Source organism: Candidatus Devosia phytovorans (assembly GCA_029202405.1).
In the GTDB taxonomy this organism is placed as follows: domain Bacteria; phylum Pseudomonadota; class Alphaproteobacteria; order Rhizobiales; family Devosiaceae; genus Devosia; species Devosia phytovorans.
The window spans coordinates 3776401-3790363 of record CP119312.1; the positions used below are offsets into that span (position 1 = coordinate 3776401).

At 61.5% G+C, this 13963-nt stretch carries 15 protein-coding genes and 1 pseudogene; 2 read left to right on the forward strand and 14 right to left on the reverse strand.

Annotated features, from left to right (window positions below):
- Nucleotides 1-4: 4 nt before the first annotated feature.
- The 6 genes and pseudogenes from P0Y65_18425 to P0Y65_18450 all read right to left on the reverse strand — a co-directional run bounded on the left by P0Y65_18425 (nt 5) and on the right by P0Y65_18450 (nt 8554).
- Nucleotides 5-817 (reverse strand): hypothetical protein, encoded by an 813-nt coding sequence (locus P0Y65_18425; GenBank protein WEK04134.1) that lies wholly within the window; start codon nt 815-817, stop codon nt 5-7.
- Complete coding sequence (locus tag P0Y65_18430; GenBank protein ID WEK04135.1) at nt 814-1278, reverse strand: ribonuclease HI; 465 nt, start codon at nt 1276-1278, stop codon at nt 814-816. The genes P0Y65_18425 and P0Y65_18430 overlap by 4 nt, the downstream gene beginning before the upstream one ends.
- 219 nt (nt 1279-1497) lie before the next feature.
- Nucleotides 1498-5274, reverse strand: coding sequence for a hypothetical protein (locus tag P0Y65_18435; protein WEK04136.1), 3777 nt, complete (start codon nt 5272-5274; stop codon nt 1498-1500).
- 540 nt (nt 5275-5814) lie between these two features.
- The gene (locus P0Y65_18440) at nt 5815-6150 is read right to left on the reverse strand and encodes a hypothetical protein (GenBank protein ID WEK04137.1); all 336 of its coding nucleotides are present in this window, start codon (nt 6148-6150) and stop codon (nt 5815-5817) included.
- 151 nt (nt 6151-6301) lie between these two features.
- Nucleotides 6302-7861, reverse strand: coding sequence for a recombinase family protein (locus P0Y65_18445; GenBank protein ID WEK04138.1), 1560 nt, complete (start codon nt 7859-7861; stop codon nt 6302-6304).
- A gap of 51 nt (nt 7862-7912) precedes the next feature.
- Nucleotides 7913-8554: pseudogene (locus tag P0Y65_18450) on the reverse strand (magnesium chelatase domain-containing protein).
- 231 nt (nt 8555-8785) lie between these two features.
- Here P0Y65_18450 and P0Y65_18455 point away from each other — a divergent pair.
- A complete protein-coding gene (locus tag P0Y65_18455; protein ID WEK04139.1) occupies nt 8786-9574 on the forward strand; it encodes a GH25 family lysozyme in 789 nt (262 codons plus the stop codon).
- 84 nt (nt 9575-9658) lie between these two features.
- Nucleotides 9659-9781 (forward strand): hypothetical protein, encoded by a 123-nt coding sequence (locus P0Y65_18460; protein WEK04140.1) that lies wholly within the window; start codon nt 9659-9661, stop codon nt 9779-9781.
- Between the two features lie 59 nt (nt 9782-9840).
- Here the strand turns inward: P0Y65_18460 and P0Y65_18465 are convergent, their stop codons facing one another.
- The 8 genes from P0Y65_18465 to rsmI all read right to left on the reverse strand — a co-directional run bounded on the left by P0Y65_18465 (nt 9841) and on the right by rsmI (nt 13956).
- On the reverse strand, nt 9841-9969 hold the full coding sequence (locus P0Y65_18465) for a hypothetical protein (GenBank protein ID WEK04141.1): 129 nt from the start codon (nt 9967-9969) through the stop codon (nt 9841-9843).
- Between the two features lie 95 nt (nt 9970-10064).
- The gene (locus tag P0Y65_18470; GenBank protein ID WEK04142.1) at nt 10065-10706 is read right to left on the reverse strand and encodes a MarC family protein; all 642 of its coding nucleotides are present in this window, start codon (nt 10704-10706) and stop codon (nt 10065-10067) included.
- Nucleotides 10707-10709: 3 nt separating this feature from the next.
- Nucleotides 10710-11090: a helix-turn-helix transcriptional regulator gene (locus P0Y65_18475; GenBank protein WEK04143.1), complete on the reverse strand. Its 381-nt coding sequence runs from the start codon at nt 11088-11090 to the stop codon at nt 10710-10712.
- Between the two features lie 8 nt (nt 11091-11098).
- Nucleotides 11099-11344, reverse strand: a complete 246-nt coding sequence (locus P0Y65_18480) for a plasmid stabilization protein (GenBank protein ID WEK04144.1) — start codon at nt 11342-11344, stop codon at nt 11099-11101.
- A 33-nt stretch (nt 11345-11377) separates the two neighbouring features.
- The gene (locus tag P0Y65_18485; GenBank protein WEK04145.1) at nt 11378-11761 is read right to left on the reverse strand and encodes a hypothetical protein; all 384 of its coding nucleotides are present in this window, start codon (nt 11759-11761) and stop codon (nt 11378-11380) included.
- Entirely contained in the window at nt 11761-12705 is a 945-nt protein-coding gene (gene gshB / locus P0Y65_18490) for a glutathione synthase (GenBank protein ID WEK04146.1), read from the reverse strand. The genes P0Y65_18485 and gshB overlap by 1 nt, the downstream gene beginning before the upstream one ends.
- A gap of 8 nt (nt 12706-12713) precedes the next feature.
- Nucleotides 12714-13100, reverse strand: coding sequence for a YraN family protein (locus P0Y65_18495; GenBank protein WEK04147.1), 387 nt, complete (start codon nt 13098-13100; stop codon nt 12714-12716).
- Nucleotides 13069-13956 carry a 16S rRNA (cytidine(1402)-2'-O)-methyltransferase gene (rsmI, locus tag P0Y65_18500; protein ID WEK04148.1) on the reverse strand — a complete coding sequence of 296 codons (888 nt, stop codon included), beginning with the start codon at nt 13954-13956 and terminating at the stop codon, nt 13069-13071. The genes P0Y65_18495 and rsmI overlap by 32 nt, the downstream gene beginning before the upstream one ends.
- Nucleotides 13957-13963: the final 7 nt, after the last annotated feature.

Genomic DNA, 13963 nt, shown 5'->3' on the forward strand with positions numbered 1-13963 from the left:
GACCTCAGAAGTCGACATCATCATCAAGCTCCCGGTTACGTTCCTGGAGCAGCCTGCTGACCTCGTGGACCCGCCTGCCTGTGTAGTATTCTATGAACCGGACCATGACCTCGGGACGGTCGGCGTAGCGGGTGCCGTATTGACGGGCCACCTTGTCGGCAAACTCTCTGGCTTCTGCGTCGTGCATCACTTCAATGTCCTCCTCGGTGTAGTTGGGTTCGGGGGTTTTCTTGTGGGCTCTCTGGGCCAGCTTCCAGCGCATGTGTTGATGTCCCGCTGAGCCGAGTTCTTTCAGCACCCGGCGCATGAAGGTCACTTGCCCCCGGCTGATGCCAACGCTGGCCATGATCTCGGGGAGGGTGAACCGGCACTGGCCCGCTGCGTCCAGCTTCACCAGCTTCCACCCGCCGTCCATGCGCTCATCATTGGTCATTGCCAGGGTATGCTGCTGGTTCCGCTTCTGACCCTCCAGAACGGCCTCTGCAGGGGTTCCGTTGAACTCCTCCACAGGCACCCCATCAGCCCTTCTTGCGAGCCCATAGGCTTCCTTGCGGTGCCTCCCGTCGATCAGGAACACCCGCCCGCTCCGGCGCATTACCAGCACGGGCAGGAGGTCGGTGGCATGCTGAAGACCACGCGCAAGGCTCTCAACATGGAAGCCGTTGATGGCAGCGCGTGATTGGAACAGGTCCAACTCCTCAAGTTGGTCGGGGGCAAGGCGCGGGGGCATGGAGCCCGTATCGGGGGGCAGGCGCTCCAGCATCTGCATTTCAGCAGCTACGCCCTCCACGTCAGCAGTGGCGTCTGTGTCGGTCATTTGAACCATGTTGGGTGCTTCTTTCTGATGGCCTTTTCTCCGGCGAGGTACATGCCCAAGGCGGCGTTGCTGGCCAGCGTGTTCGCCATTTCGTTTAGGTCATGACCAACGTGGCCGCGCTGCCAGACCAGCTCCAACTCTCTGCCCTGACTGAGTTGGTCGAACTGCTGCCAGAGCTGCAGGTTCTTCACCTCGCCTGAGGAATTGCGCCAACCAGCTGCCTTCCACCTATCGAGTGAAGTGGCGGAGTCGATCACGTAGCGGCTATCTGAGATGATGCTCACCGGCAGGGATTCCACCAGCTTCTCAAGCCCCTTCACCACAGCCGTCAGCTCCATCTCGTTGTTCTTGCTGATCATGACTTGTCCCTGCCCTGCCAGCGGTCGCTGCCTCAGAACTTCGGAGCCTTCTTTCAGCTGGATAATCACTCCCAGCCGCCTGTGCCGGGGTTGCGTTTGCATGAGCCATCAGTGGCCAGCAGGTAGTGTCTGCCAGCCGAAAGCATGGCCAGGCGGTCTTGTTGATCTGTCATTAGAAATCCTCATGGGAGTCGCTGGTGGGCTTTGTGGCCGGTCAGGTGGATTGGGTTGGAAATGTTAGGGAAAGCCGCTGATGGACTCCGCTGAGTCCGCAATGGGCATAGAAGGCCCCCGCCACCGAGGCGGCGAGGGATTGGTTGATTATCGAACGGGAAGACCCGAGATGAGCTTGCTGAACAGGGTGGCAACCAAGAGGTTGTTCTGGAAGTAGACTAGCGAGAGAGCCTTGCGGGCATCAGCTTGCGTGGCCTCCCCCTGAGCGAACTTGCCAGCGAGGGCTGGGAGCCTGCTGAACTCATCGATGAAGCTGACCGTTGGATTGCCGCCCCAGATGTCCGAGGGCTGGTCAGTGGTTCGGGTGTTGAACAGGCCCTCCTGCCCGAACCGGGTGAGAACCGTGTCGATTGCAGGCGGTATCAGCGTTGCCCAAGAGCCGTTCTGGATGCCTGCAAAGGCAATCCGATCGACCGTGAGGCGCTTCTCCAACCACTCTTCCCGATCACTTCGGCCAACCGAGGTGAGCTGTGATCGCGCCACGAAGACCATCGCAGCCGTGAACATGGAAGTTGTCCAGCCTGCCAGCATGCGGCCATCCAAGTGGTTGAGGCCATACATGGTCTGCTTGGCCCAGCCTGCCATCTGGAAGGTGCGGAACTGCAGGATGGTCTGCGCCACGGGAGCGCTCATCCACAGGGCCATGTTGCCCAGTTCGTTCTCCTGCACCGCCTGCCGACCGAAGCGGAAGGCTGCCATCTGGAATGCAGCAGCTGCCTGCCGGTCATCCCAGTTGTTCCAGTCCATCTTCGACACACGCTTGCCGTCGAACTTGGCATGCTTCCTGATCTGGCTCGAGACCCGGTCAAGCATCGCCTGATCGAGGCCGAGGCCCATCGTGCGCTTGTCGATCTTCACATCGCCCTTCATCGCCATGTTGGCGAACTTCTGGAAGATGCCTCTACCGACCCAGCGCTGCATCATGGTGTTGACCGTGGACATGCCGGAGCCGATTGAGGTGGCCGTCTTGAGCCCACGCTGGACATCGTTGACCTTGCCCAGGAACCCGCTGTTGGCGAAGTCCTCAAGCGGCTGGTCGAAGTCATCGAACCGCTTGTGGGTCGTGCCCCGAAGGTACTCGGTGCCCGTGCCCAGGATGTCCTCGATCTCCTGAGCGATCTCGGTGTCGAGCTTGCCCGTCTTCGCGTTGCGCCAGAGATCACGGAAGGTCGGCATGTTGCCAAACATCGCCCTCACCCCGATCTGCGAGATTGCCTGAGGCAGCTCTGGGATTTGAGCAAAGCCTGCCATGTTCATCACGCGGATGTAGTTGGCATCGCGCAGGGTCCGCAGGGTCTGGTTGAACTTCGACTGGGGGTTGTAGCGCGGACGGCCGAGAATGATGTCGTAGGACGCCTTGAGCTTCTCTACGGTGTCGGCAGTCTTCTTCGCCCCCACCTCTGCACCGTAATCATCGATCACCTGCAGGAGCTTGTCGAACTCGCCATCCTTGACCACGCCATCCACGAGGAACTCGGGAACGTCATCATCAGGACCACGCCAACGGGGGTTCTTCACGCGCATCTGAGCCATGGCCACACGACCAGACATCTGCTGGTTGTAGAGCAGTCCCAGCTCGGTCACGTTGCGGTTGAAGAGGTCTCGAATGGAAACGTCAGCGACCTCGCCGGTCTGAGCCCGCATCTCCATCTTGTGGTCCATGTCGAACAGCGCCCGCTTCTTGCCTCGCGGGGATGCGCCGTTGCGGGCCTTCGTCGGGTTGGCGACGTCGAAGATCGTGTCGATCTCAGCATCGCTCATGCCGCTCTCCTCGCGGAGGAAGCGCTTGATCTCTTCGGCGTTGTCGGCGCTGATCGGACGGGTGCCAGGAGCCGAGCTGCCAGCAGAGAGCTTGTCGAGGCCACGGACGTACTTGGTGCCCAGCTGCTCAGCCAGGGCTTCCGTAAGCTCGGGGTTCGCCCGCATCATCGCACGGCCTACGAACTTGCCCATGGGGACGGTGCCGTAGGTGTTGATCATGTGACGGACAGCCCCCTTGTCCACGATGTGCGGCAGGTAGAACTGATTGCGCTCGCCCTTCTCGAAGCCCGGTAGAGACCGTCGAGTGGTGCCGTCTAGGACACCGGGGTTCTGCGCCATGCCCTGCCAGTCGCCCATCAAGGACCGGAACTGGTCACCATAGGCTTTGATCTCCGGTTCCCAGACGTGGTGAGGGTTCCGGTTCTCGACGTAGTCAGCGACCTTTTCAGAGAAGTCGTGGCGGGCTCTGTCGCGCTCAAGGAGCGGGATTTCCTTGCGCTTGGCCCACGCCTCAAAGGAGGTCTTCTCTGCCTGCAGGAGACGGGTGTCTGACGTGCGGGAGAGCATCGTCTTGACCTCGGCAGCGGAGATCGGGGTTGTGCCCTCAGCGAACCGCGCACCGTCCTCAACCATGTGGAGACCAATCAGGCCAGCCGCATCGTTGTCCGTCTTGTGGAACGAGGAAGCGAGGTCGTAGCGCATGTTGACGCCGAACCCCTTGGGCATGTGGTGAGACAGTCCAAGCCAATCCGCGGTGTCCGCTACGATCAGCTCACGAGGCGTGTTCGAGGCAGCGCCCATGTTGCTGGTACGGACGTTGAGGAACTCGTTGCCCTGGCCCAGCACCTTGTCACCGGCAGCCCGAAGCATCGCTGCCTCGCTCGCCACAGACTTGTTGCGGGCCAGTGCGCCAACGGAGCCGCCCAGGACGAGGCCCATGCCCATTGCGGCATAGAACTCAGCGTCTTCCGAGGTGACCCGGTTGACGTTCAAGATGCCCTGCGAGACGCCGGTCACGGATGCGCCGATGGCAGCACCTTCAAGGACGCCAGCCAGCTTGCCGAACTTGCGAGCCAGGACAGCCGGGAGACCCATGCCGCCCGAGACAGCGCCGATACCGAGACCGGCGATGATGTCCACAGGGTCGGTCAGGCCTGCGCCGATGGAAGCAGCCGTGCCAAGCCAGCCCGCCCGGTTGAGGGTGTCCATCTGGTCAAGCTCACGCATCACACGGGTCTTGATCATCTGGGTCTGCTCAGGGCTGCGGCTTTCGATGAAGCGGTCATGGTAACGGGATGGGACATCGCCCAGCTCATCCTTGATGCTCAGGTTGTAGCCTGCCACAGGCGCGGCTCCACCGAGCTGGGGGACGAGGTTAAGGGTTGCCCAGTTGGCCGACAGAGCCGCCCCAGCGACTTCCGTGAAGGACGGCCCAGGCGCTGTTGGAGCTGGCGCTGAGGTGTTGTTCAAGGAGTAGTTGGGGACGACAGGGTTCTCCATCACCGACTGGTGCAGGCCATCCCACGAGCCAGGAGTCTGGGCGTGGGTCGGGTTGCTGTAGTCGGGGTTGGGAGAACCGAACTGCACGGGCATGCCACCAGTCGGGAGAGCCGCGCCCTTGACGCCCAGCAGGGCATTCATGAACGGGCTCACACCCACGCCTGACTTATTGCCGATAGCATCGCCATCGTAGTGGCTGCGGCCAGCCTTAGGCCCGGTCAGGGTTGGCAGACCAGCCCACTCAATGGCCAACCGACTGCCGAAGACTTCGGGGCTGATCGAGCCATTGAGATAGGAGTTGAGACCACGACCCTCCATCAGGCTGACAGCCAGGCGGTCCTGCAGATCGGCTGTGAAGAGCGTGTTGGGGCTCAGCTTGTGCTGGTGCATCAGCCCACGCAGGGTGCCCTGAATGAACTGGTAACGGCCCGCTGCAGATGAGCCAGTCTCCTTCGCCAGCTTGGCCTGGAATGCCTGGACATCGCCTAGGGTCATGCCGGTGAGGTTGACCGCAGTGTTCTTGGAATTGCCGTAGTAGGCGTTGTAGTTGCCTCCGCTCTCGGGGCCGGCGATGAAGTCGAGGAGAGGCTTTAGTTCAGCCATAGGGATGTCCTGAAATGAAAAAGGGCCGCCCGAAGGCAGCCCTGAGTTGATGATGATGGTTCAATCGATGTGGCGTGTGGCACGTTGACGGGGCGGCGATGCAGCCTCAGATTTTCGCGCTGTTGCTCCTAGTGGTGGGTGGTAGTCGATTTGACCAAAATCCGTCCACTTTTGCGCGTTAGAACTACGTTGGTTTTCTACCCGCTTGGCCACCAATCTTGTTGTCGTCATGCCTACGTTGTCTGTCTTGATGAGGTGAGGAGCGAAGCTGGTCCAGCTTTATCGCCTCTCCGAGACTACTAGGGTGAGGGTTATTGTCTCGCACCTAAGTTCCCTTAAGTGACTATCGCATCCCCTCCCAGACACTCATCCCCGCCCAGGCCGCTCCAAACCAGCAGGCAATCTTGATCGGCCATGCGAAGTACGAGAAGCGGAGGAGGACCAGCATAGCTTGGCTTGATGCACAGGCGAGGCCATAAGCGAACGCCAAGACGACATTGATGCTGATGAAGGTGGCAAGGCCTGCGAGTAGGGCGACCATCAAACGCTGCCCCGAGCGCTGCGGAAGAGTTCGCCTTGTTCACTGCATAGCGAAGCCTTGGCCCGCGCCGCATAGATGTCCAAGCCATCCTGAGACCGCGCCAGTCCCCACCCCAGAGAGATGTCACTCCATTCCAGCATCGCGCTCAACCGGGTGAATGGGACGCGGAGATAGATGACACTGCCCGTAGTCCAGCCGTCTGGATGCAGGTAGAGCCCCGCATGATCACGAGTTGCGCTGCGGATGCCTGCCAGCAGATTGGCCAGCGTATCGGTCCAGCCGAACTCCCGGACCTCGAATGAAACGCCTTGGATGAAATTGATGATACCGCGCATGGAAAGCCCCGTTGTTCGCGGTGGTGCCGCCCGGTGTCGGGCAAACATGGAGAGAAGCCTCCAGAGAGGCACACAGTGGGCATGGGGGCGCTAGGTGAGTGTGAAGCCTCACGAGCTCCTGAGCCGCCCCGTGTGCCTACCAAGAGGCTCCTCAGGCGCTGGTGGTGTTGTCCTTCGGGAAGGCGAACAACACGCTGGAGCTGCCGCCATGCTTCCATTGCAGCTCAAGGAAACCGGTGCGGTACTCCACCACCACAGACTTCAACACCTGCCTCATGCAGGCATTCGCCAACCTCCGGTCTTCGGGCTCCCATTCGGGAAAGGGGCGGAGGGTCAGGGCATCGTAAAGGTCGGACAAGCGGCGCTGCACCAGCCTGCCGGTCTCCGCCGACTGCTGGGCCTCTAGGTCAGACAAGCGGCTCACTAAGTCTTCTTTGGCGTTCTCCAGCTCCTGCAACTGAGCATTGATAGCGGGGCCGGACGCCCCTCCAGCGATAGCCCTCAGCACATTCGCAATGTGGTCCTCCAGGGCCTCCAGGCTGGCGCGGTGGCGCTGCACGTCATCGTCAAGGTCGTCGTTGCCACCGGGCGCGTGTGCCACAAGCCAGCTTGCATTCTCAACCAGTGCCTGCTCAGCCTGCTCAACATGGACGCCATGGTATTCGCAGCCCGCGCCAGTCTTTGCCCTAGAACAGACCAGCCGTGCCTTGCCTCCCTTGCGGCCCTTCCAGACGCGCGTCATCGTCCCACCGCAGAGCGGGCACTCAGCCAGTCCCGCAAATATGCTGGCGATGGGATGCTTGCCACCCTGTCGCGCCAGGTGCTGCCCACCAAGCCGCTGCGCCTGTACGTCTTGGAAAACGCCTTCCTGCACTACGGCTGGGAAGTAGCCATGAATGGGAGCCTGAGGGATGCGCCGCTTGGCTGCACCAGAGCGGTCCAGCAGGTGGGGAGTGAAGGTGCCGATGACAGCCGGGTTCTCCAGTATCTTTTTGACGTAGGACCGATGCCAGAACTTGGCCCGTCCGAAGGTGGGCACTGCCTCCCGGTTGAGGGTGTCGGCAATCTGGTGCTGCCCAGCTCCGTCTAAGGTCATCGTGAAAATGCGACGAACGATCTCTGCACGGTCCTCCAGTACCGCGTAGCGTCCCTGCTGACGGTCCAGCTCAAGCCATGCCGGTGCCACCGAAGTCATGGGGGTAGATGCCTGTTCGGCCTGCCGCCTCTTCTCCTGCCAAGCCTGCCCTAGACGGCGGGACTTGGTGGCGCTCTCTTCGTTGGCTCTGATCATTACCATCAGGCTCTCAAAGATGCGGAATGGGTTGTCCTGCATCTCCGCCCGTGACCACACGCGACCATCTTGGAGGGTTACGATGGTGACACCCGCATTGATGATCTGCTGGAAGATGGGCATAGCATCCCACGGGCTGGCCCTACTCATCCGGTCCAGGTTTTCTACGAGCAAAAAAGAACCGGCCTCAACCAGTCCATCATCCACGGCTCGCAAGAACTGACCCAGTGCCCCCTGCCGCACGTTGGCTCCGGTGAACCCGGAGACGCCCCGGTCCTCAAACCGCAGACTGACATCTAGCTCCAGGCCATGGCGCAAGGCATAGGCGTCCGCAGCGTCAATCTGACGGCGTGAACTGTCGCCCCGGCTCTGTTCGGGCGTGGAGAAACGAAGGTAGCTGTAGGCTTTAGGCTGAGACACGGCGGCTCCCTAAGATACTCCAATAGCATCGGGGTCCTTGGATCACAACTATAACATGTTGTGGCCCCCGGCGGCGGCAACTTCCAAAGCACGCCGCGCCACAGCCTGGCCCCGAACCTCGCCGAGGTCGGGCAGGGCGCCTGTGGGCAGATGTTTCATCGCTCTTGGTCGCGCCGCCAGCTGATGCCCGGTCAGGTGGTTGGCAAGGGCCAGGAGATTATCGACGGCGACGATATCGAGACCCTCGCCGGCCCAGGCAGCTTCCGGGCCTGACGCCGTAGCACAAATGAGGCCAAGTTCACGCCCCTGTGCCGCGATCGCGGCCGGCAGCACACCGCCGACATGGGTCAGACGTCCATCAAGCCCCAGTTCCCCCAAGGCGAGATAGCCGTCGAGCGCATCCTGGGGAATGGCGCCGATGGCGGCCATGACGCCAAGCGCGATCGGCAAATCATAGTGACTGCCCTCTTTCGGCAGGTCGGCAGGCGCGAGATTGACGGTGATGCGCTTGGGCGGCATGCCCAGTCCCGAAGCATGGAGGGCAGCGCGGACCCGTTCGCTACTCTCCTTGACTGCCTTGTCCGGCAGGCCGACCAAGGTGAAGCCCACCATTCCAGGGGCAATTTGCACCTGTACGTCAACAGGCACGGCGTCAATGCCCTGAAAGGCTACGGTCGCGACACGGGTTACCATATGCACTTCCCCCAATAGGAGAACCGTAACCGTCCATTATCTTCGGAACAAGAAGATATGAGATCTCGCGTTTACAGACTGGTAACCACGCTGCTTGCGAGACAGGTAAACCTAATCACCCATTAACCGCGCCATGTTGAATCAAAGACCGAATATCTTTGTTTCCGTGTGAGTATGCATATGCGCGTCCGCCTGCCTTTTCCCTCGTTCTCGACGATCGCAAAAGGCACGATGACGGCGTTGCTCGCCGCCGTGCTGGTGGCCTGTTCCTCGGGCGGCGGGCTTTATGGCCCGATCCAGGGCGACAATCGTCCGCATTCTGGCGTCGACCGGGCGCGCGGCATGCCGATCCAGGGGATCGATGTGGCGCGCTATCAGGAAAATGTCGATTTTCGTCAGGCCTTCCAGGCCGGCATCCACTTCGTCTTCATGAAGGCGACGGAGGGGAAGGATTATATCGACCCCAATTTCCGCACCAATTGGGTGCGGGCGCGCGAAGCCGGCATGCCGCGCGGCGCGTATCACTTCATGACCTGGTGCTCTACCGCAGCCGAGCAGGCGGCGTGGTTCATCAGCCAGGTACCGAACGATCCCGATGCGCTGCCGCCGGTGCTCGATCTCGAGTGGAACAATCACTCGAGCTGCAAGGTCAAGCCAAGCCGGGCCGATGCGCTGGAAAAGATCCGCGTCATGCTCGACGCCATGGAGCGTCATACCGGCAAGCTCCCGATCATCTATACCGACATGAATTTCCACCGCGACATCCTTGAGGGCGAGTATTTGCCCAATGCCTTCTGGCTGCGCTCGACCGCTGCCGAAGTGCATGAGCGCTACAATAACCGCACCTGGACATTCTGGCAGTGGACGCAGACGGGCATCGTGCCGGGCGTGCGCGGGGAGGTGGATCGCAATGCGTTTTACGGCGGGCAGAACGAATGGATCCAGTTCCTGCTTACCGGCTGCGACCCGCGCGCCATCGCCACACTGGGCCCAAGCGGCCGCTGCCAATCGGCCAAGTAACACAGCCTCTTGCGGCGCGGATGACGCAGGTCTAGCCTTTGAGGATCATTTATCGGGCCATAGCCCGCAACGAGGAGGTTGACGATGGCCAAGGGTCAGATGCGCAGCAACAAGGAAGCCAAGAAGCCGAAAAAGGACAAGGTCGAAGCTGCCAAGCCGATCACGGGCCTCGGCGCCGGCAGCAATGGCAATACCGGCAAGAAGTAGTCTTTCTCGCTGATTATCGGAAAGGCGGTCCTGTAAACGGACCGCCTTTTGCTTTGGGATCAACCGACGGCGTGATTGGTCAGGAGATGGACCATCAGTGGCGACTGTGAGCGCGCAGCCGGAGTCTGGGCCGCGCTGGCGGCCAGCAAAGCCAGGATGGTCAGAGAAACGATCGCCGCAAGTCGCATCACCCACTCCGCAATTTGAGGTGTTGTGCGAGGGGGTTTGCGCTCATCGGGCGTGCGGGTCAAACACGACGTTAAGACTTGATTAACGCTGTGGATTATCCAGCCGCGTGCCCCAAGAGACCGCTGGCTTCCACGCCATCGAAGACAAATTGCACGGCCAGAGCCGCGAGCAGGATACCCACTACGCGAGACACCACGGCAAGGCCGGTGACGCCGAGCAGGCGCTGGATGGGAATGGCGACGAGCAGAGTCAGCCAGGCGAGAAACAGGATCACCACGATGGCGGCAAGCACCGCCCAAAATTCGGCAGTGCTGGTCGTGCCGGTGGTGAGCAGGATCACCGCACTGATCGCACCCGGCCCGGCGAGCAGCGGCATGGCCAGCGGAAAGACGGCGATATCCTCGCGCTGGCGGGCTTCCACTTCTTCCTCGTCGGTCGTCCCTGTGCCGCCCGAATGGCGGGCAAAGACCATGTCGATGGCAATGAGGAACAGCAGCAGGCCGCCGGCGGTGCGCAGAGCCGGAATGGTGATGCCGAAGACACCGAGGATCGCATTGCCCAGCACGCCGAACAGCAGCAGGATCACCCCGGCAATGATCACGCCGCGCGTAGCAAAGGCAAAGCGCTGCCTGGCGGTATTATGCTTGGTCAGAGCGGCGAAAATGAAGGCGATGTCGGCCACGCCCACGGTGGCAAAGAGCGTCGCAAAGGCGACGAAGAATGTGGTTGTGGGCATGGGCTAGATTGCCAGCCAACCGGTGGGCAGGTCGAGAGCCTCGGCAATCCTTGCTGCAGCGTCGCGGGAGAGAAGGATCTCTTCGGATTCGATGCCGGCCAGTTCGACTTCGCCCAAGCCACTCGCATGACTGAGTTCTGCCAAGCTCAAGCCGCGCCATTCCCTGTAGGCGCGCGCACGGCCTTTTCCGCCCAAAATGGCGGCGGTCACGTCGGAAGGCAGGATGTCCTCAGGGCGCGCGTCGGCCATAGCTGCGTCGAAAGCTGCAACATCCATGCCGTCCTCAAAAGCCTCATCGCGCTGGGCGAGCAAGGCCTCATATTCGGCACGCGACATGATCACCATTTCCTCTCCGGCTGGTGTGGTGATGGTCTGGATACCCATGCTCGCTCCTATCGGTAGGTCGTGGTGTCGCGCTTGCCGAGCTGGATCACCAGGATCGTTATCCGATCCTCGTCAAAGATCACGCGATAGCGGCCTATCCGAAGTCGAAAGCCGGATCGCCCCTGCAAAGCCTTTATATCACCAATGCCGGTCGTGGCGTAAAGATCGAGGCCGGCCTCGATCTGCTGCTGAGCCGCAAGAGGCAGCGCGTCGAACATTCTCGTCGCCGCCGGTGACATGACGATGGTCTTCAAGATGCAGCCCCAGAGCAACTCGACACCATAGTATCACATCATCCGTGCCAAGGTTGCCAGACCTGCCAGGGCCAGCAGCGCAGCCCCGTCGATCCAGCCCTTTCCCCTGACCAGCCAAGCCGGTCTCGGCCGTGTCGTCGGCAGGTAGCGGATCAGCCAGACCGCGCCATAGGCGACCCAGACCAGGAAAAAGCCGACCATGGGCAGGTCGGCGAGGTCGGTGCGGTTGAAGCCGACCATGACGCGGGTGACGCCGGCGCCGAGCAGGATGAAAAGCAGATAGGCGCCCAGCACGAAGGCCGAATTGCGCCAGTAGGCCAGGGTAAGGCGGGCATCGACCGGCCAGTTGCGGCGCTGCCAGCGCCTGAGCAGGAACCAGCCGATGCCGCCCAGGATCGCCGTCAGCAGCAACCACATCAGGCGCGACGCTTTTCGATGGCATCCCAGATCATGACGGCAATATCGGGCCCGCCGAAGCGCTTGATCTCGCGGATGCCGGTGGGGGAGGTGACGTTGATCTCGGTGAGGTAGTCGCCGATGACGTCGATGCCGACGAAAATCATGCCACGCTCTTTCAGTGCCGGCGCGATGGTGGCGCAGATTTCCTTTTCGCGCTCGGTGAGCGGAGAGAGTTCGGGGCGGCCGCCGACATGCATGTTGGAACGCGCTTCTCCTTCGGCGGGGATGCGGTTGAGGCCGGCGACGGGTTCGCCGTCGATGATGATGATCCGCTTGTCGCCCTTGCGCACATCCGGCAGGTATTTCTGGATCATGAAGGGTTCGCGGTAGTTGGCCTCGAAAAGCTCGAGCAGGCTCGCGAGATTATGGTCGCCTTCCTGGATGAAGAAGACGCCGGCGCCGCCATTGCCGTAGAGTGGCTTGACGATGATATTGCCGTGCTCCTTGCGGAAGTCATGGATCATCTGGCGATCGCGGGTCACCAGCGTCGGCGGCATCAGCTCGGGGAAATCGGTGACGAGGATCTTTTCGGGCGCGTTGCGCACGGTCGCGGAAGGATTGACCACCAGCACCTTGGGCTCGAGCTTTTCGAGCAGATGGGTGATGGTGATGTAGTTCATGTCGAAGGGCGGATCCTGGCGCATCAGCACCACATCCTGGGTCGAGAGGTCGACACGCCTGGCCTCGCCGAGGATGAAGTGCTCGCCCCTGGGCTTGTCCGCAACGGTGATCGGCTGAGCCAGTGCCGAAACCGTCTGGCCGCGCAGGGCAAGGGTGTCGGGCGTATAGTGCAGCAGCTCGTGACCGCGGGCCTGCGCCTCCAGCATCATGGCGAAAGTGGAATCGCCCAAGGGATTGATGGTGGCGACATGGTCCATCTGGACCGCGACTTTGAGCTTCATGATGGTTCTCAGCGGGCTTGAAAGGCGTTGACTATGTGGCGCGGCCAGCGACCGCGCGCAAGGAATATGATGTCGAAGCGCAGATCGGTCTGCGCATGCCGCGGGTGCTTGGCCAGCCAATAGTCCGCTGCAGCCATGATGCGGCGATCATTGATGGATTCGAGCGTTTGCAATTCGCTGGCGGTGCTGGTGCGCGCCTTGACCTCGACGAAGACAATCGTGCCGAAACGCTCCACCACGAGGTCAATTTCGCCGAGCGGCGTTTTGAAGCGGCGGGCGAGGATGCGATAGAATTTGCAGCGCAGATACCAGGCGGCCAGCGCTTCGCCGCGGTGGCCACCGAAGTAGGCTCTGACCCGCGCCTTATTTTTGCTCTTTGAGGGCGAGGGCGGCATCATAGACATCCTTGCGCTTGAGGCCATATTTCTGGGTCACCGCGTCGACGGCAACCCGCAGGGGCTGGTCGGCCATGGCTGCGAGCAGGTCAGCTTTCCAATCAGCTTCGTCAGGTGCGGCGGCTTCGGCAGCACCAGCCACGACGATCACCGCCTCGCCTCTAGTTGCGTCCTCGGCAAATTGCGCCGCTAGGTCGGCAAGGGTTCCGCGAAACACGCGTTCGAAGCGCTTGGTCAGTTCCAGCGCCACCGCTGCCTGGCGGGTGCCCCAGATCTCGGCCATGGCCGCCAGGGTATCATCGAGCCGACGCGGGCTTTCATAGAAGACGAGCGTTTCACGTGAATCGCTCAGCGTTCTTATTGCATTGGCGCGGGCGCCGGCCTTGTTGGGCAGGAAGCCATGGAAGGCAAAGGCATCAGTGGGCAGGCCAGCGACGACCAGGGCCGAAAGTAGAGCCGAGGCGCCCGGAATGGGAAAGACCGGCTGGCCCGCTTCAGCCATGGCGCGGATCAGCGGAAAGCCCGGGTCGGAAAGCAGGGGCGTGCCAGCGTCGGAAATCAACGCAATGGCTTCGCCACCGGCAATGCGGCGAACGATCTCCTCGGCTTTGGCGCGCTCATTGTGCTCATGCAACGCCATGCGGCGGGTCTTGATGCCATAGTGATCGAGCAGGCGGGCCGACATGCGGGTGTCTTCGCAAAGCACGGTCGAGGCAGCGGCCAGGGTTTCCAGCGCGCGGATGGTGATGTCGCGCAGATTGCCGATCGGGGTCGCCACGACATAAAGGCCCGGCGCCAGAGGCGGCGCCACGAAGGCCGAGCCGGCGATGAAATAGCCGGGAGTGGTTTCAGTCATGCGGCAA

Coding starts and splice junctions, on each gene's coding strand:
- P0Y65_18475 (WEK04143.1), bottom strand. CDS start 11,090: ATGGGTATCCAGACCATCACCACACCAGCCGGAGAGGAAATGGTGATC.
- P0Y65_18440 (WEK04137.1), bottom strand. CDS start 6,150: ATGCGCGGTATCATCAATTTCATCCAAGGCGTTTCATTCGAGGTCCGG.
- P0Y65_18485 (WEK04145.1), bottom strand. CDS start 11,761: ATGTGGTTGCTGCTGACGGCGATCCTGGGCGGCATCGGCTGGTTCCTG.
- P0Y65_18425 (WEK04134.1), bottom strand. CDS start 817: ATGACCGACACAGACGCCACTGCTGACGTGGAGGGCGTAGCTGCTGAA.
- gshB (WEK04146.1), bottom strand. CDS start 12,705: ATGAAGCTCAAAGTCGCGGTCCAGATGGACCATGTCGCCACCATCAAT.
- P0Y65_18495 (WEK04147.1), bottom strand. CDS start 13,100: ATGCCGCCCTCGCCCTCAAAGAGCAAAAATAAGGCGCGGGTCAGAGCC.
- P0Y65_18435 (WEK04136.1), bottom strand. CDS start 5,274: ATGGCTGAACTAAAGCCTCTCCTCGACTTCATCGCCGGCCCCGAGAGC.
- P0Y65_18465 (WEK04141.1), bottom strand. CDS start 9,969: ATGCGACTTGCGGCGATCGTTTCTCTGACCATCCTGGCTTTGCTGGCC.
- P0Y65_18430 (WEK04135.1), bottom strand. CDS start 1,278: ATGCAAACGCAACCCCGGCACAGGCGGCTGGGAGTGATTATCCAGCTG.
- P0Y65_18455 (WEK04139.1), top strand. CDS start 8,786: ATGACGGCGTTGCTCGCCGCCGTGCTGGTGGCCTGTTCCTCGGGCGGC.
- P0Y65_18470 (WEK04142.1), bottom strand. CDS start 10,706: ATGCCCACAACCACATTCTTCGTCGCCTTTGCGACGCTCTTTGCCACC.
- P0Y65_18460 (WEK04140.1), top strand. CDS start 9,659: ATGGCCAAGGGTCAGATGCGCAGCAACAAGGAAGCCAAGAAGCCGAAA.
- rsmI (WEK04148.1), bottom strand. CDS start 13,956: ATGACTGAAACCACTCCCGGCTATTTCATCGCCGGCTCGGCCTTCGTG.